Consider the following 19503-nt stretch of genomic DNA (forward strand, 5'->3'; position numbering starts at 1 on the left):
CAGAACGAGAGCATACTATATATAATTACTCTCAGGGGGCTCTGTCATGAATATTAGCGTTCCTCTTCCTCGGATTGAAAAGGCGGCTAATCATGTGCGACGAGTCCGAGTCCTGACGGGTTTCCTGTGCGTACTCGCGGGAAGTGTTCTCTATGCGGATGTATCTGCGTTGGCACAAACCGCCTCGGGGGCATCGAGCGTGCGGTCGCTAGCCGGCGGGGTTGCTCCGCTGTTCAACTTTGGGGGAGGCAGCCTCTATATCGACAACCAGGGAACGCAGGGGTTCATTTACAAACCGGGGGCAAACTTTCAAACCTATAATTTCCGTAACCCCTCAAGTGGCCAGGCTTGGAGTGGTGCCATCATGACCTTCGGTCCGCAACTGTCTATTGGACTCATTCAGGGCGCAAATCAGGTTGGAGGCGCCACCGTTCTTCCCGGTCCACCGCGCCAAACGTCTCCGGTGCCGGAGATTGAATCTACAATCGACGACATTCCCTAATTACCAAACGAAACGATCCCCCTCCCGAATTGCTTCAGGGTTGAATCTTCCTTTTGTTTCTTACTGCTGCTTGTTTGGAAATTCTAGAATGGCTTGTTGGCGTTCACGGTTCATAGGCAAGACGCCAGGTCACTGCCAATACATAGCGAGAAACGGTTCTTAGAATTTCCGGATCGATGGTGTCGGCGGTATCCGTCGGTTGGTGAAAATGCGGATGCACGCCGCCGCTGACCACGGTGACCGTCGGCACGCCGGCTTCCTTGAACGGCACATGATCGCCTCCGGGGAAAAATCCGTACAGATCCAGTTTGTCGTGAACTCCGGCAGCCTTCCCTGTTTCCAGCAGGACATCCTTTTCAATTCCAGTCACGCCTACGGTGAGCCGTCCGTTTCCTATACCGGCATGGTCGATGTTGATCATGGCTTTCGTTGCGCTGAGCGGGACAAGTGGTCGTGAGGTATACAAGCGCGAGCCAAGAAGATCGCGTTCTTCGCCGCTAAACGAGACAAAGAAGATCGTTCGGGATGGACGCAGCTCGGCTTTCGCCAGAGCCCGTGCCACCTCCAAGATCACGGCTGTTCCGGAGGCGTTATCATCTGCTCCCGGAAAGAGCACGCCTCCTGCGCGACCGAAGTGATCACGATGAGCCCCGATAATCACCGCGTCCGTTCCGGTTCCAGGGATCATCCCCACTACATTGATCAAGGCCCCTTCCGTGGTCGTCGTCTTCCACTGAAGCGAGGCAAATTTGCCGGTCGGGACGGCTTGTGACGCAGGGGTGTGGTTCAGTTTTTCTTGAAAAGCGCGTAGACGATCCGGAATCTCTCCGTTGGACTCCGCAAGAATCTCTTGGGCTAGGGGTGTGCTGATCCATGCACCTGGAATAGCCTGATCAAGAGGCAATTGTCCATAGAACGCGCTGGGATTTCCCGTGACGCCTTTTCGAGCCTCATAGGGGTGAAGGATTGGTCCGGTGGCCATGAGATAGCCTATCGCCCCGTGATCCCGGGCGACTCGAACCTTGTCGGCATGGCTGACGGGACGCTGGTAATGATCCGGCTTGCCCCGCAAAAACAAGACGATGCAATTGTTCACGTCGATACCCGCATAGTCGTCGATGCCTTGAGCAGGATCGACGATGCCGTATCCGACGAAGACGATCTGGGCTTGGATGTCCGCGGATGGAGAGTCAAAAATAGGGAAGTAATCGGCACCGACCTGTTTTGCGGATAAGGTGCTTGTGGTGCCGATCTTCAGTATTGGGTCCGGTGCAATCGTCACGGTGGGTACGAGGGTGGCCATAGCCCCTAAAAAGTTGCCTTTTTTATCCTCTATGAAGGGCAATATCAGTGGGCCATTACGAATGTTCGGCAGCCGCAATCCAGCCGAGAGAAACTCTTGTGCCACCCATCGCGCTGATTCGTGATCATCCTTCGTGCCACTCTGCCGTCCATTGAATGAGGGACCGCTGAGTGTCCGAATGTCCGCCATCAATCGTTCCACTGAAAGCGAATTGGTGGCAGCTAGAAGGGCTGCCTCAGGTGATTGAGCCAGGCATGGATTCAGTGGCAGAAGCAGCGAGACGGCAGCGCAGGCTAGAATGCAGGGCATCCGAGAAGGAATAGGCAAGCAAATCCGACTCATCGTGATTTCATGGTCATGACGTGGCGGCAATTCAAGCTGCGGATCATAGCATACCCGAGAAACCAGGTTGCAGAGCCGGATTGAGCCAGGTACTATTCAGAAAAAGTATGGGTTGGTAATCGAGCCGGAAGAACACCGCTTCAGTAGTAAGGGAGTGAGTATGGCAGGTGGCGAGCCAGGAAAAGGACTGTACGATCACTTGTATCGGAGATTTTTCGAGCAACGCGACAGTCATGACGGGTATTTGTTCCAGGAAGCCCCAGGCGGCAGCGCTCCGACGCCGGCGCTTACGTTCGGCGAAAAGCTGCGGTGGTGGACCTGGGATCGATGGCAACGACGGAAGAAACTTCTTGCCGAGCGCGACCGCCTGCAGCGCGAGATTCTCCAAATCAAGAAACCGGAAAATTCAACGTAATGTGGACGGTATCGACGAGCGTTCGAGCGTGTCATGTTAGGAGACGAGTTTGCGCCACGTTCTGCGCATTCTTTGCGGCTTGTGCGGGCCTCGCCATGGAATGCGTGCCGAGCTACGGAGTGCAGAGCGAAACACAGGAAGAAAAGGCTGCCAACCTCAAAAGCCAAGCCAAAGGCGGACTATTCCAAAAGTGGACGTTCGATCAAGATCAACTCAATGCGTTGCCCAATGGTTTCGTGAAGAGCATATCCGGTGACGAGCCGCTTGCCGAATGGGTCGTACAAGGTCGTGCGACGGCGCCTACTCCACCATACATGCTCGCCGGCGCGTCAAATTGTTCGCAACTCTGCTATCAACTGCTGGTGGTGGAGGGGTTGCAGTACGAATATCCGGACCTCAGCGTTCGGTTTCACACACCGGAAGGATCAGCCGGTTCCGGAGGAATGATATTTGGTACGCGCGATGCGAAGAATTTTTATGCAGTGCTGATCGACCCGGTCGTCCGACATGTGCAACTTGTTCGTATGTCCGACGGGCGTGCGACACTCCTCGGTCACGCTTCGGTCAACCTCAAGCCGGTCGACTGGCACTCGCTCAGGGTGCAGCGGAATACCATCATCAGCAAGGATTTTATCGAAGTATTCGTGGATGGGACACTTGTCTTGTCCATTGAAGACCAAACACTCGGGTTGGGAGAGATCGGATTGGTTCTACTTGGGAAATCCACGATGTTTTTCGACAGTTTCCATGCGGTTCCGCTTTTTTCGCACCGGCCGTTTTCCGGCCCGCCGGCGTACTGAAGCCACTCGGTTGGCCCCAAACTTGCCTTTTCTCGTCGGTCTGGGGTAGCATGGTGTTGCCGGATTGCGAAAGGCCTGGCAAGCCCGGCGCTGAGAGTGACAAGGCCTGGACGAATGTTGTTTTGGGCCAGCCCGGGAACTGATCGGAAGCCAGAGCTAAGCCGCCGCTGTGTTGACGTCTTCGGCCCATTCCTTCCTCGTTGTTTTCTCGAGTCCAAGACAACATCATTGTGTCAAAGGAGGAGCCTGATGGGTGCGAAGATCTATGTCGGTGGACTACCGTATTCAACGACCGAGCAACAATTAAGCGATTTGTTTGCGGCGCACGGGTCCGTCGCCTCAGCGCGGATTATTACGGACAAGTTTACCGGGCAGTCGCGAGGGTTTGGATTTGTCGAAATGTCGTCCGACGGCGAAGCGCAGGCAGCGATTTCTGCCTTGAATGGTACGCAGCTTGGCGGTCGCACCCTGACGGTCAACGAAGCTCGTCCTCAGGAACCCCGTTCCGGTGGAGGAGGGCGTGGAGGTTTCGGAGGGGGTCGCGGGTAACGTCGGTCTGTTCTGCCGCGATAAGGGCTGCCGGAATTTCCGGCAGCCCTTTTTGCTTTTCAGACGTGTTGCCAGGAGTCGCACAAGTGCTGATGGGATTTGTGTTCATAGGCTCCATGGGAGGGTGTGATGCCACCCTTTAGACTAGAGGCTCCATTCAAGCCCTGCGGGGATCAGCCGGAAGCCATCGCCAGGCTGACGTCCGGGGTGCAGACGGGAAAGAAGCACCAAGTACTGCTCGGAGTGACGGGTTCCGGCAAGACTTTTACGATGGCGAGTGTCGTTGAACGTGTTCAAAAACCCACGCTGGTACTGGTCCATAATAAAACGTTAGCCGGTCAACTCTATCAAGAATTCAAGCAGTTCTTTCCGGATAACGCGGTTGAGTATTTCGTGAGCTATTACGATTATTATCAGCCAGAAGCCTATATCCCGCAGAGTGATACGTATATCGCAAAGGATGCCTCCATTAACGATGCCATCGATCAGATGCGTCATTCCGCGACGACCGAGCTCTTACAGCGGAACGATGTTCTGATCGTATCCTCGGTGTCCTGTATCTACGGACTCGGGTCGCCGGAGGTGTACCATGACATGCTGATCTATTTGGAGGAGGGCACCGAGACGAGGCGAGAAAAGATCCTCTCGAAGCTGGTGGAGATACAATACGAACGCAACGACGTAGACTTCCATCGTGGAACGTTTCGCGCGCGCGGAGATGTCATCGAAATTTTCCCTGCTTCGTCGGAAGCGAAGTCGGTGCGTATCGAACTCTTCGGGGATGTCGTCGACGCCATCCACGAAATCGATCCGCTTACCGGCAAATCGTTGGGCAAGCTTCCCAAGATCGCCATCTATCCGAATACCCATTACCTCATCGCTCCCGATCGCTATGAGCGGGCCATCACCGGCATCGAGGACGAACTCGACGAACGAACGGCGTTTTTCAAGAAAGCCGGGCGACATGTGGAAGCCCAACGCATCGAGCAGCGCACCAAGTTCGACCTCGAAATGATCCGCGCCATGGGCTATTGCCACGGGATCGAAAACTACTCCCGTCATCTCAGCGGCCGGTTGCCGGGTGAGGCGCCTCCCACGTTGTTGGACTATTTCCCGAAGGATTTTCTGTTGATCGTCGACGAGTCTCACGCGACCATTCCCCAAGTTGGGGGAATGTACGAAGGAGATTACTCCAGGAAACGGACGTTAGTGGAGTACGGATTTCGGCTTCCGTCGGCTGTCGATAACCGCCCGTTGAAGTTTTCTGAGTTCCAGAATTGTCTCAATCAGGTTGTGTATGTGTCCGCAACCCCCGGCTCATACGAACTCGAGCATGCCGGCTCCGATGTGATCGAACAAATCGTTCGCCCAACCGGTCTCATGGATCCGCGGATCGAAGTCGTGCCTGCCAAGGGACAGGTGGACCATCTGCTTGGTCAGGTCCGCGCGGAAGTGGCGAGAGGGGGCAGGGTGCTTGTGACAACCTTGACGAAGCGCATGGCGGAAGACCTGACGGAGTATTACCACGACCTGGGAGTCAAAGTGCGCTATCTGCATTCCGACATCAAGACGCTTGAGCGAGCCGAGATCGTGCGCGACCTGCGCCGCGGTGAATTTGACGTGCTGGTGGGGATTAATTTGTTGCGGGAAGGTCTTGATCTTCCCGAGGTGAGCCTGGTGGCCATCCTGGACGCCGATAAGGAAGGCTATTTGCGCTCGTACCGTGCATTGATTCAAACAGCGGGGCGAGCCGCGCGCAACCTCGACGGACGGGTGATTTTTTATGGGGATGCTGTGACGGATTCAATGCAACAGGCCATCGAAGAAACAGGCCGCCGCCGCGGAATCCAAGCCGAGTATAACCGCGTCCACGACATTACCCCTGTCGGTATCGTCAAAAGTATTCCATCCTTGGAATATGCGGTCGCCGAGATGGATTATGTGCGGCTGGATGTCGCCGCCGAATCAGTAGCGCAGTATGGGGCGGCGGAATCGATGGATCAGGTCATCGAGCGGCTCGAGACAGAGATGAAAGCCGCCGCCAAAGAATTGGCCTTTGAACGGGCTGCGGAGTTACGTAACCAGATTCGGTCGTTGCGATTGCAGGCGTTGAACGCGAAGTCTTAGACGTGCTTATAGAGATAGATCCCGATGAACATGCCGAGGATGCTGAGGATGTTGACTTTAATATTGAATCCTAATACGAGTTTGATCAGGACCAGGTCGATGGTAAGTGGAGGGCTGATACCGGGGGTGAAATGAGTTGAAAAAATGCTTTGGATGGTGCCTTGAGGCGCCATGACGTGGAGAATCTCCCCGAGTATCCCACCAAGCAGCCCTCCGATCAGCACGAAAATGAGAAGAACCCAGGGCGATTTTCTCACGCGACCGCTCTTTCTCCCTTTATGGATTTCCCGATCGTCGTTCGCTGGTGTTGAAAGGCACCATATCCGAAGGTTCCAGGCATGTCAATAAAACTACCGACTCATGTGGACCTTGACTTGCCCCCTTTGGTTCTATACACTGCCCGATGGTCTTTTTCTAGAATTTTCAAAGTGATCGGAGATCTAGTCTAAGACGTCGATGGCCTCTTCCTCATGGTGATGTGATAGATGTGGCGTCATGCTTGATGCGCTGAGCGAGAAGTTTGAAAAAATCCTGAAGAAGCTGCGTGGGCAGGGTGTGCTCACGGAGCAGAACATTACCGAAGCGTTGAAGGAGGTGCGCTTTGCGCTTCTTGAAGCAGACGTCAACTTCAAAATTGTCAAAGAGTTCATTGATCGTGTCCGTCAAAAGGCCATTGGACAGGAGGTTCTGCAGAGTCTGACTCCCGGGCATCAGGTCGTCAAGGTTGTCTGGGATGAGTTGCGGGAGATGATGGGGCATGAGCGGGCTAGGCTTGCGCTGAGCTCCAATCCGCCGACCGTGGTGATGATGGTCGGATTGCAAGGCGCCGGGAAAACGACAACCTGCGGCAAGCTGGCTCATCTCTTTAAGAACCAAGGTAAACGAGTGTTGTTGGTTGCGGCTGATCCACGCAGGCCTGCAGCCGGCGAGCAATTGAGCGCCCTCGGTCGGGATCTCGGCGTGGAGGTTCATCGCGCTGATCATGCGCAGGCATCCCAGGCCGATGTCGTGCGTATCTGCCGCGCGGGGGTTGATCGAGGACAAGAACAGGGCTTCGACCTCGTCATTCTGGATACCGGAGGGCGGTTGCATATCGATGACGAGTTAATGGGCGAACTGGTCGCCGTGAAAACAGCCGTGACTCCTCATGAAGTGCTGTTGGTCGCCGATGCGATGACCGGTCAGGATGCGGTGATGATGGCCGGCCAATTTGACCAGAAGATCGGGTTGACCGGCGTCATTTTGACCAAGGTCGAAGGTGATGCGCGCGGAGGGGCGGTCTTGTCCATTCGTGCCACGACCGGCAAGCCTATCAAGTTTCTGGGTGTCGGCGAGAAATTGGACGCCCTTGAGCCGTTTCATCCGGACCGAATGGCCTCCCGCATTCTCGGGATGGGCGATGTGCTGTCGCTCATTGAAAAAGCCCAAGAGAGCTTCACCCGGGAGCAAGCCGAGGAAGCCCAGAAGCGGCTGACCAGCAATACATTCACCCTCGAGGATTTTCGCACGCAGCTCGGACAGATGAATCGACTGGGCTCATTCGAGCAGATTCTGGGCATGCTCCCTGGCGGGCAAAAGTTAAAGCAGGCAATCGAAGGGGACAAGCCGGAGCGGGAAATCGGACGTGTGGTAGCCGTGATCGATTCGATGACCGCGCGGGAACGCCGCGATCATACGATCATCAATGGAAGCCGCAAGAAGCGAATCGCTCGCGGCAGTGGGACGACCGTGCAGGACGTGAATCGGCTCATCAAGCAATTCTTGTCCGCGAAGAAGTTGGCAAAGGCGATGACCGGTGCGGGGGGGCGACGACAGCTTGCCCAACTCATGCGCTCCCGGTAGGCGCTCTACACATAGCTCAAAACCGTGTAAAGGAGGATAGTTGTGGCTGTACATTTGAGATTAGCTCGAACTGGGCGTCATAAACGCCCGATGTATCGGTTGGTAGCGGCTGATTCGCGCAAGGCGCGCGACGGGCGTTTCCTCGAGATCCTGGGAATCTTCGATCCATTGAAAGATGCCGGTCTGCCGGAGCTGAAGCAGGAGCGTGTCCTCACCTGGCTTCGGCACGGCGCTCAACCCACGGTGACCGTGCGGACCTTGTTGCGCCGGGCGGGCGTGTGGAAACAGTTCGAGGCTGAAAAAGCCGCTCAGAAAAAGGCGCCTGCTGCATCCTGACGTCGTCATGGTGAATGAACTGGAAACTGTGACGGTGGGACAGATCGAGCGGCCCTTCGGCGTCAAAGGGGAAGTGAAGGTTCGATCGCTCTCCGATGTGCCTGGCCGGCTTGAAGGGTTGAGAAGAGTCAGCCTCGTGGCAAAGGACGGACAGATTCTGGAGACCAGCGTCACGCATGTGAGGCGGGCCGGGGCAGGATATATTCTTGGGTTGGCTGGTGTGACTACGCCGGAGGGGGCGGGCCTTTGGCGCGGAGGATTCATTCGGACGACTCGCGGAGCCGTGCCCGCGCTCCCGGATGGGCAATACTATGAGTGTGACCTGGTCGGTCTTGCCGTCCACACTGAAGAGGGGCGGCTGATCGGTGTTCTGGAAGACATTCTGGAAGTGCCGGGAAATCCCGTATTCGTTGTTCGTCAAGGAGACAAAGAGATCTTGATCCCGGCGGCAAAAGAATTGGTCCTTGCCGTCGATCTTCCGGCTCGCAGGATGACGGTTCGTTTAGTCGACGGATTGGGTGAATAGCATGTTGCGGTTTGAGGTTCTGACATTGTTTCCGGGGATGTTCGCACCGGTCTTGGCCCACAGTATGCTCAAGCGGGGCCAAGACAAGGGGCTGCTCAATGTGAAGGTGCATAATTTGCGGGACTTCACGACGGATCGTCACAAGATAGTCGATGATATGCCGTATGGAGGTGGGGCCGGCATGGTCATGAAAGCCGAGCCGATTCTTCTGGCGGTTGAGGCGGTCCGGAGCGACGCGCAATCGAGCGGAGAGGACATTCGGCTGCTGTTTCCGACTCCCCATGGCCGCCCTCTTACACAGGACTATGCGCAGCAGTTGGCCGGGGAGTCTCGCCGAATTGTCATTCTGTGCGGGCACTATGAGGGAGTGGATGAGCGTGTACGCCTGGCGTTGGCTCCTGAGGAAGTTTCGCTCGGAGATTATGTGTTGACGGGAGGTGAATTGCCGGCCCTCGTGTTGATCGATGCGGCGGCACGGCTCGTTCCCGGTGTGTTAGGTGACCCCAGTTCCGTGCTGGAGGAATCGTTTTCTGATTCGCTGTTGGAGTATCCGCACTACACGAGACCGGCAGAGGTCGGTGGAGTCGGTGTGCCCGACGTGTTGCTGTCGGGCCATCATGAGGCCATTCGGGTGTGGCGCCGCAAAGAGGCGTTACGCAGCACGTATCTCCGCCGTCCCGATCTGCTCAAGGATCGGACGTTTACGAGTGAAGATCGACAGTTGTTGGATGAATTGATGAACGAAGGGCTATTGACGGCCCCGGTATTACGTCGGGAGGAGGGGTAAGGACATGAATCAGTTGGAGCGCATTCAGCGGTCGTTGACGAAGAAATCGGCGCCGAACTTTGAGATCGGGGATACCGTCAGGGTCCACGTCAAGGTTGTGGAAGGCGAAAAAGAGCGGATCCAGGTGTATGAAGGGACTGTGATTGCCCGCAAGGGGAGCCTGAATACGGAAACATTCACGGTCCGAAAGATTTCGTACGGGGTGGGGGTCGAGCGGATTTTCCCGGTGCACTCCCCGATCGTCTCCAAGGTAGATGTGGTTCGGCAGGGACGGGTTCGACGCGCGAAACTGTATTATTTGCGCGGCAAGAAGGGGCGGTTCGCAAAGGTCGAGGAGCGCGAGTTTGTCGGAGAGAGCAAACCGTCCGCACAGCCGCCCGCGGCTGCTGAAGAAGAAACCGTTACGGCCTAGATCACTTCTTTGAACCTGTTCCATCACGGCTGGCCGATCGTGTGACTCGCCGGCGAGGGGACGTCTGATGGGACCCACTGAAGAATTCGAGCGGGTGGCCAGACTATGTGGGTATCGACGCGTTGCCGGTATTGATGAAGCAGGACGTGGCCCTCTTGCCGGGCCGGTGATTGCGGCCGCTGTCATCTTACGGCCCCGGTGTCGACTCTCAGGGATCGACGATTCGAAACAACTGTCCGAAGGGGAGCGAGAGCGGTTGTATGCGGTGATTCATGAGCAGGCCGTGGGGATGGGAATCGGTTCGGCGGATGTCGCTGAAATCGATCAGCTCAATATCCTCGGGGCCACTCGTCTGGCGATGCGTCGAGCCATCGATCAATTGGTCCCTTCCCCTGATTATTTGCTCATTGATGCCGTTGTCCTTCCTGAAGTCAGAGTCCCCGCGCGGCCGATCATCAAGGGAGACTCCCTATCCATATCGATTGCCGCTGCTTCCATCATCGCCAAAGTGACGCGGGATCGCCTCATGGCGAGGTACCATGACATGTTCCCCGAATATGGCTTTCTCTCGCATAAGGGGTATGGTACCCCGGAACATCTTGAACGACTCCTGCGCCATGGCCCCTGCTCCATTCATCGTCGAACATTCGCGCCGGTGCAAGAAGCGATGATCGCTGCGAAGATGGAGTATGCTCAACCGTCGAGCCCTCCATTGTTCGAATAGTTCGCGCATGGCCACTCCGGACCCGCGGCATCAGTTCGGCCAAGCCAGCGAAGCGCGGGCCGAACAGTTCTTGCTTGCCAAAGGCTATCGCATTCTCGACCGCAACGTGCGGACGCCGATCGGAGAATTGGATCTCGTGGCGGAAGACCATGGTGTCGTGGTATTCGTTGAAGTCAAGGCCAGGACCACCCAGGCGTTCGGCGGCGCACTGCTGGCCGTGAATCATCGTAAACGGGCGAAGCTGGCGAAACTGGCTGCACAGTATTTGGCGCAACGGCATTGGTCCGAGAAAGCCTGTCGATTTGATATCGTGTTGGTCCAAGGGCAACCTCCGACCCATGGCCGGATCGAACATCTTCAGAACGCGTTTGACGCCGCCGAACACTGACGGTTCCAGCCCTGCTCAAAGGGGTCTTCGTGGACGCGATCATTCAGCTGATCCATGTGTCGAAATGGTATGACCGGAGAGCCGCGCTGTCCGATGTCACGCTCGAGGTCGAAAAAGGAGAGTTCGTTCTTCTTATGGGGCCGAGCGGGGCCGGTAAGTCCACCTTGCTGCGGATGCTGATCGGCGAGGAACAGCCTGATGAAGGGCAGATTTTCGTGCACGGCAGAAATGTCACCAAGCTCAAACAGTCGGAGATCCCGTATCTCCGGCGGAAGGTCGGATCAGTCTTCCAAGACTTCCGTCTGCTGCCCAAAAAATCCGTGTTCGACAATGTCGCGCTTCCGTTGGTCGTCCAAGGCGCGTCCGAGAAAGATATTCGTCGTAAAGTCACGGAGGCGTTGCGTGCCGTGGGTGTCGAGCATAAGAAAGATCAGCCGCCGAACAGTCTCTCGGCAGGGGAGCGACAGCGGGCATGTATCGCCAGAGCGATCGTCAATGGGCCGGTGGTGCTTCTCGCCGATGAACCGACAGGCAGCCTCGACCCGGAGCGCACGGGGGAAATCATAGAATTGTTCAAATTGATCAGTGCCCGCGGCACCACCGTGATCGTGGCCACCCACGACCCACAGGTCATGCGCCAGATCAACGGGCGGGTGATCACCCTGGCGCAAGGAGTGGTGATACCGGAACGCCGGGCGACCGTAGGGGTTGGAGTATGAGACGATTGTTTTACCTCGTCCGCGAAGCGTGGGCCAACATGCGGACCAACCGCACCACCACGATCGTCGCCATCTTAACCACGGCCTTCACCTTAGCCTGTGTCGGCATTTTTCTGTTGCTCTACGTGAATCTGAGGAGTGCGGCCGGATGGCTTCAAGAAGATGTCAAGATCATGGTCTATGTGGAGGAACGGCTGTCCCGCGAGGGGATGCAGGAATTGGAACGAACACTCAAATCCGATCGTATGGTGGCGGGGGTGCTCTTTGTATCGAAGGAACAAGCGCTGGGAGAATTTCGCGCGCAATTTCCCGCGGATTCTCATTTGCTCGAGGGGCTCGGCGAGAATCCTCTCCCGGCTTCGTTCGTGGTGACGCTGGCGCCGAATTTTCGCTCTCCCGATGCGATGAAAGGCTGGGTCGAACGAGTTCAAACGATGGAAGGGGTCGCCAAGGTCGACTATAATCAAGAATGGATCAATGTGTTGGCCGAACTCATCGGCTACATCGAACTGGTGGCGATCGGTGTGGGGGTCCTGCTCTCCGCAGCGGCCGTGACGATCATCGGGAATACCATCAGGCTTGCACTGTTTGCCAGACGAGAGGAGATCGAGATCCTCCGCTCCATCGGGGCGACACGCACATTCATCCGCATTCCGTATTTCCTCGAGGGCGCCGTGCTCGGCGCCTGCGGCAGCGCGCTCTCGCTCGGAATTCTCAAGCTTGGGTTCGAACTGTTTCTGCAGCAGATTCAATCGGCCGGTCGTTTCAGCGGGATGGAAAGTCTGGTCTCCTTCTTCCCGCTCTCCATCTGTATGGCGCTTGTTGTGGCCGGGATGGGGCTGGGCTTTGCGGGAAGCGTGGTGTCTCTCCTGCGCGTTGGAGAGGGGCGCGCATGAAAATTCTTCTCTCCGGTCTTGTGTGTTGCGTCGTGCTTGGCGGAGGGTGGGCAGCTGTTGTCGATGCGGCCGGTGATCCGATTGCCGAAAAAATCGAGCGAGAGCGAAAGACCCTTGAAGCGCTGAAGGACAAGATCGAAGAGAAACGGAAACGGGCCGAGGAGGTGGGGAAAAAACGGGAATCGGTCCTTCAAGGTATCCAATCCCTCGATGAACGCCTGGTCCATCATCGACAAGATCACCATGACATTAAAAAGAAACTTCGGCAGAAGGATCGGGAAATCGAGGAGATTACAGAACAGCTGGCAGTGATGCGGACCGGCATCCAATCGCGGCGTGAAGCCATTCTCGCACGGCTCCGTGTGCAGTATATGGAAGGGCGGTTCGGCTATATCAAGGCGCTCCTGACGGCGGATACATACGGCGACCTTCAGCGCCGGGGGCAATATCTCACCACCGTCTCACAAAAGGACTACGAATTACTCGAGACGTTCCGAACCGATATGGCACGGATGGAGCAGGCCGAACGCCAGCGTGTCGAGGCCAGAGCCGGAATGGTGGCCTTTAAGCAAAACGTCGAAAAGAAGCTTGCCGATATTCGTGTCACTCAGAAAGAGAAAAAAGTGTATCTCGCGAAGATCACACACGAAAAGGATTCCTACGATCGTGCCGTCGAAGAACTGGAGCGGTCCGCCTCACGCGTCGACAGCCTGCTGCATGAATTGGAGGCGCGCCGGCGTGCCATGGCGATGCGTCCTCCGACAGCGTCACCGCTGCCGCGTGGAACCAGAGGCGCGCTGCCTTGGCCGGCCGAGGGGAAAGTCGTGTCCTACTTCGGACGCCAGAAGCACCCGACGTTCAACACGTATGTTCAGCGTAAAGGCATTGAAATTCGAACCACGGAGGGAAGCTCAATTCATGCCGTCATGCCCGGGAGCGTCGTCTATGCGGACTGGTTGAAAGGCTATGGACTCGTTATAATCTTGGATCATGCCAACGGATTTTTCTCCCTGTATGCCCATGCCTCCAAGATTCTGGCCAGAGTCGGCGAACAAGTTGCCGAAGGCCAGTCGATCGGAGAGACGGGAGATACGGGCATGATCGGAGAAAATACATTATACTTTGAGTTGCGTGAAGGGGCTGAACCCGTCGACCCGCTCCACTGGTTGGTGAAGCGATAAGGCCGGTCTCGACAGCGTCTTCGAATTGGTGATCTGACAACGCAGGAAAGAAGGGATGGAAAGATGATGGAACAGCAGCCACGGCGGAAGTCTTGGGTGGTCGGACCGATGATTGCACTGGCTCTGCTCTGTGGAGTCGTCATCGGGAAAGGCTGGGAGCGGACCGGCCACGCCAGCGAAACGTATGAAGAGCTCAAGACGTTCTCCGAGGTGTTGAACCAAGTTCAGAAACATTATGTCGATGAGACGAAGCCGAAAGATCTCATTCAAGGGGCCATCCGCGGCATGCTGTCGACGCTCGATCCGCACTCAGCCTACATGACTCCGGAGATGTACAAGGAGATGCAGGTTGAAACCAGAGGGGAGTTCGGGGGAGTCGGCATTCAGATCGGCGTGAAGGATAACCGTCTGGCCGTGATTGCCCCGATAGAAGGCACGCCCGCCCATCGCGCGGGGATTAAGGCCGGCGATTTCATCATTAAAGTCAATGAGGATCCGACGAAGGATCTGACCTTGATGGATGCCGTCCAGAAGATGCGGGGGCCGAAAGGCAGCAAGGTCAGCTTGACCATACAACGGGACGGCACACCTGATCCAATGGTGTTCACCCTTGTCCGGGACACGATAAAAATTGAAAGCGTCAAATCGAAGGTGATCGACAATCTTGGATATGTCCGGCTCACTCAATTTCAAGAAGCCACCGGAAGGGATCTCTCCAAAGCGATCAAACAGTTCCGAGAACAGAAAGTGCAGGGGACTATTCTCGATCTACGAAACAACCCGGGCGGATTGTTGACTGCCGCGGTCGATGTGTCCGAGCAATTTCTTCCCAGCGGAAAGCTGGTTGTATATACCAAGAGCCGAGAGGGGAAAAAGGACGAGTGGTTCGCAAAGGCGAAAGATCAGATGGAAGATCTTCCGGTGATCGTCCTCGTCAACGAAGGTTCGGCAAGCGCCTCGGAAATTGTTGCCGGAGCATTGCAAGATTGGGGACGGGCCGTCGTGGTCGGAACCACCTCATTTGGCAAGGGATCCGTGCAGACGATTCTGGCCCTAGGAGATGGTTCAGGCCTTCGTCTCACCACGGCGAAGTACTATACGCCGAAGGGTCGGTCGATCCAGTCGACCGGTATTACCCCTGATATTGTGGTGAAGTTGCCGACTCCATCGGTCGCCAAAGCGTCTGACGGGAAATCTGCCGACAAGGAGTCGGAGGGGAAGGCGGTCAAACCTCCGGTCGGCAAGGATGTCACACCACCGATTGGAAAGTCTCCGGATGAGACCGGTCCGAAGAATGGCACCGTTCCGCAATCGGCACCAGCCGAAGGGGGAGGAGAGCTTTCGCTTGAACAGGATGCCCAGCTTCAGAAGGCTGTGGAACTGCTCAAGAGCTGGAAGATTTTCAAGGAACTTAAAACTTCCTAAGGTTCAGGATGGTGAATCCGTTGCCGGACGGCCTGCAGCAATTGCTCCTCCGATCCTGAAAAGCTCGGCAGAGTTCGAAGCAGATGGGATCGGATGAGCTGATCGAGATCCGGAAGCGTCCGTATGCCGAGGCGGAAGTACAAATAGGCAACGAGCGGTTCAGAGAGCCCTGGAAGGGTCGCCCAGTTCTTGACCTCTCTTGGAAGAGGCGTCTTCAGCTCTTCGTAGGCTCGGATGGTCCCCGTCTCGAGGAACTCGTCGATTTTTTTGGCCAGATCCGTTCCGATCCCATCAATCTCCTCAAGCCCCTGGCGAGCAGCCACCAGTGCCACATCTTCCTCGATGGCAAGCAGCGCATCCGCAGCTCGTCGATAGGCCCGCACTCGAAACGGATTGGCACGTTGAGAGGAAAGGAGATCAGCCATTGATCGGAAGAGAGCGGCTAGTTGCTGATTCTTCTCCTGCATGGGTAGAACCGTATTGGCCTATTGTGCGGTTTTTCAGGCCTTTCAGGCAAGGGCACTTTGTTGACAAGGCGAATTCCGGTCCCCTAGGATGACGGGTGTGCAGGATACAATCCAGATCCACGTCAACGGTGAAGCAAAGGTTTGGCGTCGTGGCGCATCGGTTGCTGATCTGTTGCAAGACCTCGAGATCAGGACGGAACGGGTGGCAGTCGAACTGAATCTCGAAATTCTTGATCGAGCGGCGTTTGGCCAGCGCCTGCTCAAGGATGGGGACCGGGTCGAAATCCTCAGTTTTATCGGTGGGGGGGCCATGGGAAGCGATGGATGAATGAGATGCTCCATGTATCTATCCGGGAGAGGGCAAGATGACAAATGATCGACTGATCATTGCGGGGCGTGAGTTCAAGTCCCGGTTATGGGTCGGAACGGGAAAATACAAAGACTTTCTCGAAACACAAAAGGCCATCGAAGTGTCCGGCGCTGATGTCGTGACAGTCGCGGTTCGTCGGGTGAACATCACCGATCGATCGAAAGAAAATCTGCTCGACTACATCGATCCAAAGAAATATACGATTTTGCCCAACACAGCCGGATGCTACACCGTGGAGGATGCCGTTCGATATTCTCGCCTGGCGCGTGCGGCCGGCGTCTCCGATTTGGTGAAGCTGGAGGTGCTCGGCGACGAGCGGACTCTGTTCCCCGATACGGCCGGTTTGATCGAGGCAGCCAAGATTCTGATCAAAGAAGGATTCATCGTGCTTCCATACACGAATGATGATCCGATTGTCGCGAAGAAACTCGTGGATATCGGATGCCCCGCGGTCATGCCCTTGGCTGCGCCCATCGGATCCGGGCTGGGCATCCGGAACCCCTACAACCTGAAAATCATCATGGAAACCGTCAAGGTGCCGATCATCGTCGATGCCGGGGTTGGAACCGCATCGGACGCAGCGTTGGCGATGGAGTACGGCGCCGATGCGGTGCTGATGAACACAGCGATCGCCGGCGCGCAGGATCCCATCGCCATGGCGGAAGCGATGAAGTATGCCGTGCATGCCGGTCGTCTCGCCTACAAGGCCGGCCGCATTCCCAGGAAGCTCTATGCCACGGCCAGTAGCCCGATCGAAGGGATGCTCTAACAGGATGCTGAGAAAGTCTGCCAGCAGCGTTCTCGCATCGCTCAGAGGCTTAACGTGCCGATCGGGACGTACTTTCTTTGGACATGCCGTCCGTTAATTTCCGTCTCCTGCTTGTGAGCGACAGGACTCAAGCAGGCGATCGATCCCTTCCCTCTCTTATCCGACAGGCAGTCGGCGCCGGGTTGCCCGCTGTCCAGCTACGGGAGCGCGATCTCTCGACGAATGAGCTGCTGCGATTGGCGCAGGATATTCAGGCGGTGACGAAGCCGGGCTCGGTGTCCTTGATCATGAACGATCGGGTCGATCTCCTGATGGCGTTGGATTGGGACGGGGTTCATCTTCGCGCCGACAGTTTGCCGTCCGTAGCCGTGCGTCGGGTGATCGGTCCGCATCGATTGATCGGAGTCTCTACCCATTCCGTCGAAGAAGTTCGATCTGCGAATCATGGCGGTGCCGACTACGTGGTGTTTGGTCCGATTTTCGATACTCCATCGAAGCGTTCATTCGGGCCTCCCCTCGGACTGGATCGTCTGTCCGATGTCTGCCGCCAATCGAGAATTCCCGTCTTCGCCATCGGAGGGATGACGAGTGAACGGGTGCGCGACGTTCGTCGAGCCGGTGCGCACGGAGTCGCCGTGATCGGAGCGCTGCTGACTCGTGACGACATCGGCGCGGCTGTGCGGGAGTTCAGAGAGGCTCTCGAGACGTGAGCTGTTGTCACGTACGGTGGATGTCCGTTGTGTGAGATCACCCGTTGGAGTTGACCACCCCTAGGTCGGGTGTTAGAATCCGGGCACAGGCTTAGGTTTACGCGTTCATCCATCGTTACGAGCTATTCGTGTCGTCTCGATATGGCGGAAAGCAAGGGTCAGCCAAATCGACTCCGGTCCCTCCGAGATTCTGTCAAGAAGATTACGAAGCGACTGTCCGAAGGTGATGGAGACATGACTCACAAGAACGACGAACACGTTCGTGAACTCGACAAGCTTCGCGTTCAGATTCAGTCGATGGAAGAAGAGATCCGTCGGCTCTATCAATCACGCTATCAGCTCGAGCAGGCAAATAAACAGAACGAAAAGCTCGTCACGACGCTGCAGGAAGCGAAGGCTCAGATCGAAGCGTTGCGGACTGAAGTGGAGAAATTGACGGCACCGCCGTCGGCGTATGCCATTTTTTCCAGCATGAACACGGACGGGACGGGCAATGTGTATGTGTCGGGGCGAAAAATGAAGGTGAGCCTCCATCCGTCGATCAAGCCTACTGAATTGCGGAAGGGACGAGAAGTCGTCCTCAACGAGGCGCTGAACGTGATCGAAGTCAAGGGGTTCGACAGCCAGGGGGAAGTCGTTCGGCTGAAAGATGTGCTGGAAGGGGGACGGGCCTTGGTCACGCTCCATTTCGATGAGGAGAAAGTGGCGGAACTCGGTGACCCCCTGCTTGCAGAGCGGCTGAGCGTGGGCGACCATCTCTTGTATGATCCCCGTTCCGGGTATGTCATCGAAAAATTGCCCAAGTCTGAAGCGGAAGAGCTTGTGTTGGAAGAAGTCCCGGATGTCGACTATGAGCACATCGGCGGTCTCCAGAAAGAACTGGAACAGGTGCGTGATGCCGTTGAGCTGCCCTTCCTGCATCCACAGATTTTTTCGGAGTACAAACTCAGTGCGCCCAAAGGCGTCCTGCTCTATGGCCCACCCGGTTGCGGAAAGACGCTGATCGCCAAGGCCGTCGCCAACTCGATCGCCAAGAAGCTGGGCCATCTGGCGGGCAAAGTGATTCGAAGTTACTTTCTTCATGTGAAAGGCCCTGAACTGCTCAATAAGTATGTAGGGGAGTCTGAGCGTCAGGTGCGCGAAGTGTTCAAGAAAGCGAAAGAGCGGGCCGAGGACGGCCATCCGGTTATCGTCTTTTTTGATGAGATGGATGCGCTTTTCCGGACCCGCGGTACGGGAGTGTCGTCCGACATCGAGTCGACGATCGTCCCCCAGTTTCTCTCTGAGATCGACGGAGTGGAGCGATTGCGCAACGTGATCGTCATCGGGGCGAGCAACCGTCAGGATTTGATCGATCCCGCCGTGCTTCGTGCCGGCCGGCTGGACGTCAAAGTCAAGGTGGGCCGGCCGGACGCTACGGCGGCCCGGGACATTTTCTCGAAGTACATCTCCACGGATCTTCCCTTCGCCGCCGAAGATCTGGAGCGTCATGGAGGAGATCGACTGGCGTTGGTAGAGCGATTGACGTCGCTGACGGTCGAGACCATGTACGCCGCCAGCGAAGAAAACAAGTTCATCGAAGTGACCTACGCCAACGGCGAAAAAGAAGTGCTGTACTTCCGGGACTTCGCCAGCGGAGCGCTCATCGAAGGGATTGTCTCGCGCGCGAAAAAGTTTGCCGTGAAGCGCGTGATCGCACAAGAGGGCGTCGGGCTGCGCTCGGAGGACTTGGTCCGCGCCATCCGTGAAGAGTTCAAGGAGCATGAGGATCTTCCCAATACGACCAATCCGGATGATTGGGCGAAAGTCGCCGGGAAGAAGGGCGAAAAGATCATTCATATTCGGACCATCAGCGGTGGCCCGGCGGAACATCGGCAGATCGAAACCATCAGTACCGGCCACTATCTCTAACT

General features: G+C 56.4%; 23 protein-coding genes. 20 read left to right on the plus strand and 3 right to left on the minus strand.

From position 1 onward, the window contains the following. The first annotated feature begins 46 nt into the window (after window positions 1-46). Window positions 47-502: a hypothetical protein gene (locus tag H8K04_04240; GenBank protein ID UVT16771.1), complete on the plus strand. Its 456-nt coding sequence runs from the start codon at window positions 47-49 to the stop codon at window positions 500-502. 103 nt (window positions 503-605) lie between these two features. On the opposite strand, the gene H8K04_04245 is transcribed toward H8K04_04240, so the two are convergent. After that, window positions 606-1994 carry a M28 family peptidase gene (locus H8K04_04245; protein ID UVT16772.1) on the minus strand — a complete coding sequence of 463 codons (1389 nt, stop codon included), beginning with the start codon at window positions 1992-1994 and terminating at the stop codon, window positions 606-608. Between the two features lie 313 nt (window positions 1995-2307). Here H8K04_04245 and H8K04_04250 point away from each other — a divergent pair, with 313 nt between their 5' ends. The 4 genes from H8K04_04250 to uvrB all read left to right on the plus strand — a co-directional run bounded on the left by H8K04_04250 (window position 2308) and on the right by uvrB (window position 6038). Continuing rightward, the gene (locus H8K04_04250) at window positions 2308-2562 is read left to right on the plus strand and encodes a hypothetical protein (GenBank protein ID UVT16773.1); all 255 of its coding nucleotides are present in this window, start codon (window positions 2308-2310) and stop codon (window positions 2560-2562) included. Window positions 2563-2657: 95 nt separating this feature from the next. Next, a complete protein-coding gene (locus H8K04_04255) occupies window positions 2658-3362 on the plus strand; it encodes a hypothetical protein (GenBank protein UVT16774.1) in 705 nt (234 codons plus the stop codon). A 249-nt stretch (window positions 3363-3611) separates the two neighbouring features. Then, the gene (locus tag H8K04_04260) at window positions 3612-3911 is read left to right on the plus strand and encodes an RNA-binding protein (GenBank protein ID UVT16775.1); all 300 of its coding nucleotides are present in this window, start codon (window positions 3612-3614) and stop codon (window positions 3909-3911) included. 126 nt (window positions 3912-4037) lie between these two features. Beyond that, on the plus strand, window positions 4038-6038 hold the full coding sequence (gene uvrB, locus H8K04_04265; GenBank protein ID UVT16776.1) for an excinuclease ABC subunit UvrB: 2001 nt from the start codon (window positions 4038-4040) through the stop codon (window positions 6036-6038). On the opposite strand, the gene H8K04_04270 is transcribed toward uvrB, so the two are convergent. Beyond that, a complete protein-coding gene (locus tag H8K04_04270; protein UVT16777.1) occupies window positions 6035-6295 on the minus strand; it encodes a DUF4321 domain-containing protein in 261 nt (86 codons plus the stop codon). The genes uvrB and H8K04_04270 overlap by 4 nt on opposite strands. Window positions 6296-6533: 238 nt before the next feature. Between H8K04_04270 and ffh the strand changes: the two genes are divergently transcribed. From ffh to H8K04_04325, 11 genes are all read left to right on the plus strand, one after another. Beyond that, on the plus strand, window positions 6534-7880 hold the full coding sequence (gene ffh / locus H8K04_04275) for a signal recognition particle protein (protein UVT16778.1): 1347 nt from the start codon (window positions 6534-6536) through the stop codon (window positions 7878-7880). 42 nt (window positions 7881-7922) lie between these two features. Further along, window positions 7923-8216, plus strand: a complete 294-nt coding sequence (rpsP, locus tag H8K04_04280; protein UVT16779.1) for a 30S ribosomal protein S16 — start codon at window positions 7923-7925, stop codon at window positions 8214-8216. A gap of 7 nt (window positions 8217-8223) precedes the next feature. Beyond that, window positions 8224-8742, plus strand: a complete 519-nt coding sequence (gene rimM / locus H8K04_04285; GenBank protein UVT16780.1) for a 16S rRNA processing protein RimM — start codon at window positions 8224-8226, stop codon at window positions 8740-8742. A gap of 1 nt (window position 8743) precedes the next feature. After that, complete coding sequence (gene trmD / locus H8K04_04290) at window positions 8744-9529, plus strand: tRNA (guanosine(37)-N1)-methyltransferase TrmD (protein ID UVT16781.1); 786 nt, start codon at window positions 8744-8746, stop codon at window positions 9527-9529. Between the two features lie 4 nt (window positions 9530-9533). Next, a complete protein-coding gene (gene rplS, locus H8K04_04295; GenBank protein ID UVT16782.1) occupies window positions 9534-9941 on the plus strand; it encodes a 50S ribosomal protein L19 in 408 nt (135 codons plus the stop codon). A 67-nt stretch (window positions 9942-10008) separates the two neighbouring features. Further along, window positions 10009-10665 carry a ribonuclease HII gene (locus H8K04_04300; protein ID UVT16783.1) on the plus strand — a complete coding sequence of 219 codons (657 nt, stop codon included), beginning with the start codon at window positions 10009-10011 and terminating at the stop codon, window positions 10663-10665. Window positions 10666-10672: 7 nt separating this feature from the next. After that, the gene (locus H8K04_04305; GenBank protein ID UVT16784.1) at window positions 10673-11053 is read left to right on the plus strand and encodes a YraN family protein; all 381 of its coding nucleotides are present in this window, start codon (window positions 10673-10675) and stop codon (window positions 11051-11053) included. A gap of 38 nt (window positions 11054-11091) precedes the next feature. After that, window positions 11092-11772, plus strand: a complete 681-nt coding sequence (ftsE, locus tag H8K04_04310; GenBank protein ID UVT17862.1) for a cell division ATP-binding protein FtsE — start codon at window positions 11092-11094, stop codon at window positions 11770-11772. Continuing rightward, window positions 11769-12668 (plus strand): ABC transporter permease, encoded by a 900-nt coding sequence (locus H8K04_04315; GenBank protein ID UVT16785.1) that lies wholly within the window; start codon window positions 11769-11771, stop codon window positions 12666-12668. The genes ftsE and H8K04_04315 overlap by 4 nt, the downstream gene beginning before the upstream one ends. After that, complete coding sequence (locus H8K04_04320; protein ID UVT16786.1) at window positions 12665-13849, plus strand: peptidoglycan DD-metalloendopeptidase family protein; 1185 nt, start codon at window positions 12665-12667, stop codon at window positions 13847-13849. The genes H8K04_04315 and H8K04_04320 overlap by 4 nt, the downstream gene beginning before the upstream one ends. A gap of 66 nt (window positions 13850-13915) precedes the next feature. Next, window positions 13916-15274: a S41 family peptidase gene (locus H8K04_04325; protein ID UVT17863.1), complete on the plus strand. Its 1359-nt coding sequence runs from the start codon at window positions 13916-13918 to the stop codon at window positions 15272-15274. Here H8K04_04325 and H8K04_04330 read toward each other — a convergent pair. Next, complete coding sequence (locus tag H8K04_04330) at window positions 15271-15741, minus strand: histidinol-phosphatase (protein UVT16787.1); 471 nt, start codon at window positions 15739-15741, stop codon at window positions 15271-15273. The two genes, H8K04_04325 and H8K04_04330, sit on opposite strands and share 4 nt — an antisense overlap. 109 nt (window positions 15742-15850) lie before the next feature. Between H8K04_04330 and thiS the strand changes: the two genes are divergently transcribed. The 4 genes from thiS to arc all read left to right on the plus strand — a co-directional run bounded on the left by thiS (window position 15851) and on the right by arc (window position 19501). Further along, complete coding sequence (gene thiS / locus H8K04_04335; GenBank protein ID UVT17864.1) at window positions 15851-16069, plus strand: sulfur carrier protein ThiS; 219 nt, start codon at window positions 15851-15853, stop codon at window positions 16067-16069. Window positions 16070-16106: 37 nt separating this feature from the next. Continuing rightward, window positions 16107-16880 carry a thiazole synthase gene (locus tag H8K04_04340; protein ID UVT16788.1) on the plus strand — a complete coding sequence of 258 codons (774 nt, stop codon included), beginning with the start codon at window positions 16107-16109 and terminating at the stop codon, window positions 16878-16880. 83 nt (window positions 16881-16963) lie between these two features. Then, window positions 16964-17590: a thiamine phosphate synthase gene (gene thiE, locus H8K04_04345; GenBank protein UVT16789.1), complete on the plus strand. Its 627-nt coding sequence runs from the start codon at window positions 16964-16966 to the stop codon at window positions 17588-17590. Between the two features lie 141 nt (window positions 17591-17731). Beyond that, window positions 17732-19501, plus strand: a complete 1770-nt coding sequence (gene arc, locus H8K04_04350; GenBank protein UVT16790.1) for a proteasome ATPase — start codon at window positions 17732-17734, stop codon at window positions 19499-19501. Window positions 19502-19503: the final 2 nt, after the last annotated feature.

This window comes from Nitrospira sp. (assembly GCA_024760525.1).
Taxonomy (GTDB): domain Bacteria; phylum Nitrospirota; class Nitrospiria; order Nitrospirales; family Nitrospiraceae; genus Nitrospira_D.

What these genes read in the sequence shown, in the direction of transcription:
- thiE (UVT16789.1), top strand. Translation starts at nt 16,964, where the DNA reads ATGCCGTCCGTTAATTTCCGTCTCCTGCTTGTGAGCGACAGGACTCAA.
- H8K04_04240 (UVT16771.1), top strand. Translation starts at nt 47, where the DNA reads ATGAATATTAGCGTTCCTCTTCCTCGGATTGAAAAGGCGGCTAATCAT.
- H8K04_04255 (UVT16774.1), top strand. Translation starts at nt 2,658, where the DNA reads ATGGAATGCGTGCCGAGCTACGGAGTGCAGAGCGAAACACAGGAAGAA.
- H8K04_04305 (UVT16784.1), top strand. Translation starts at nt 10,673, where the DNA reads ATGGCCACTCCGGACCCGCGGCATCAGTTCGGCCAAGCCAGCGAAGCG.
- H8K04_04330 (UVT16787.1), bottom strand. Translation starts at nt 15,741, where the DNA reads ATGCAGGAGAAGAATCAGCAACTAGCCGCTCTCTTCCGATCAATGGCT.
- rimM (UVT16780.1), top strand. Translation starts at nt 8,224, where the DNA reads ATGGTGAATGAACTGGAAACTGTGACGGTGGGACAGATCGAGCGGCCC.
- trmD (UVT16781.1), top strand. Translation starts at nt 8,744, where the DNA reads ATGTTGCGGTTTGAGGTTCTGACATTGTTTCCGGGGATGTTCGCACCG.
- H8K04_04325 (UVT17863.1), top strand. Translation starts at nt 13,916, where the DNA reads ATGGAACAGCAGCCACGGCGGAAGTCTTGGGTGGTCGGACCGATGATT.
- H8K04_04315 (UVT16785.1), top strand. Translation starts at nt 11,769, where the DNA reads ATGAGACGATTGTTTTACCTCGTCCGCGAAGCGTGGGCCAACATGCGG.
- arc (UVT16790.1), top strand. Translation starts at nt 17,732, where the DNA reads ATGGCGGAAAGCAAGGGTCAGCCAAATCGACTCCGGTCCCTCCGAGAT.
- H8K04_04340 (UVT16788.1), top strand. Translation starts at nt 16,107, where the DNA reads ATGACAAATGATCGACTGATCATTGCGGGGCGTGAGTTCAAGTCCCGG.
- H8K04_04250 (UVT16773.1), top strand. Translation starts at nt 2,308, where the DNA reads ATGGCAGGTGGCGAGCCAGGAAAAGGACTGTACGATCACTTGTATCGG.
- rplS (UVT16782.1), top strand. Translation starts at nt 9,534, where the DNA reads ATGAATCAGTTGGAGCGCATTCAGCGGTCGTTGACGAAGAAATCGGCG.
- H8K04_04300 (UVT16783.1), top strand. Translation starts at nt 10,009, where the DNA reads ATGGGACCCACTGAAGAATTCGAGCGGGTGGCCAGACTATGTGGGTAT.
- H8K04_04260 (UVT16775.1), top strand. Translation starts at nt 3,612, where the DNA reads ATGGGTGCGAAGATCTATGTCGGTGGACTACCGTATTCAACGACCGAG.
- H8K04_04245 (UVT16772.1), bottom strand. Translation starts at nt 1,994, where the DNA reads ATGGCGGACATTCGGACACTCAGCGGTCCCTCATTCAATGGACGGCAG.
- ffh (UVT16778.1), top strand. Translation starts at nt 6,534, where the DNA reads ATGCTTGATGCGCTGAGCGAGAAGTTTGAAAAAATCCTGAAGAAGCTG.
- H8K04_04320 (UVT16786.1), top strand. Translation starts at nt 12,665, where the DNA reads ATGAAAATTCTTCTCTCCGGTCTTGTGTGTTGCGTCGTGCTTGGCGGA.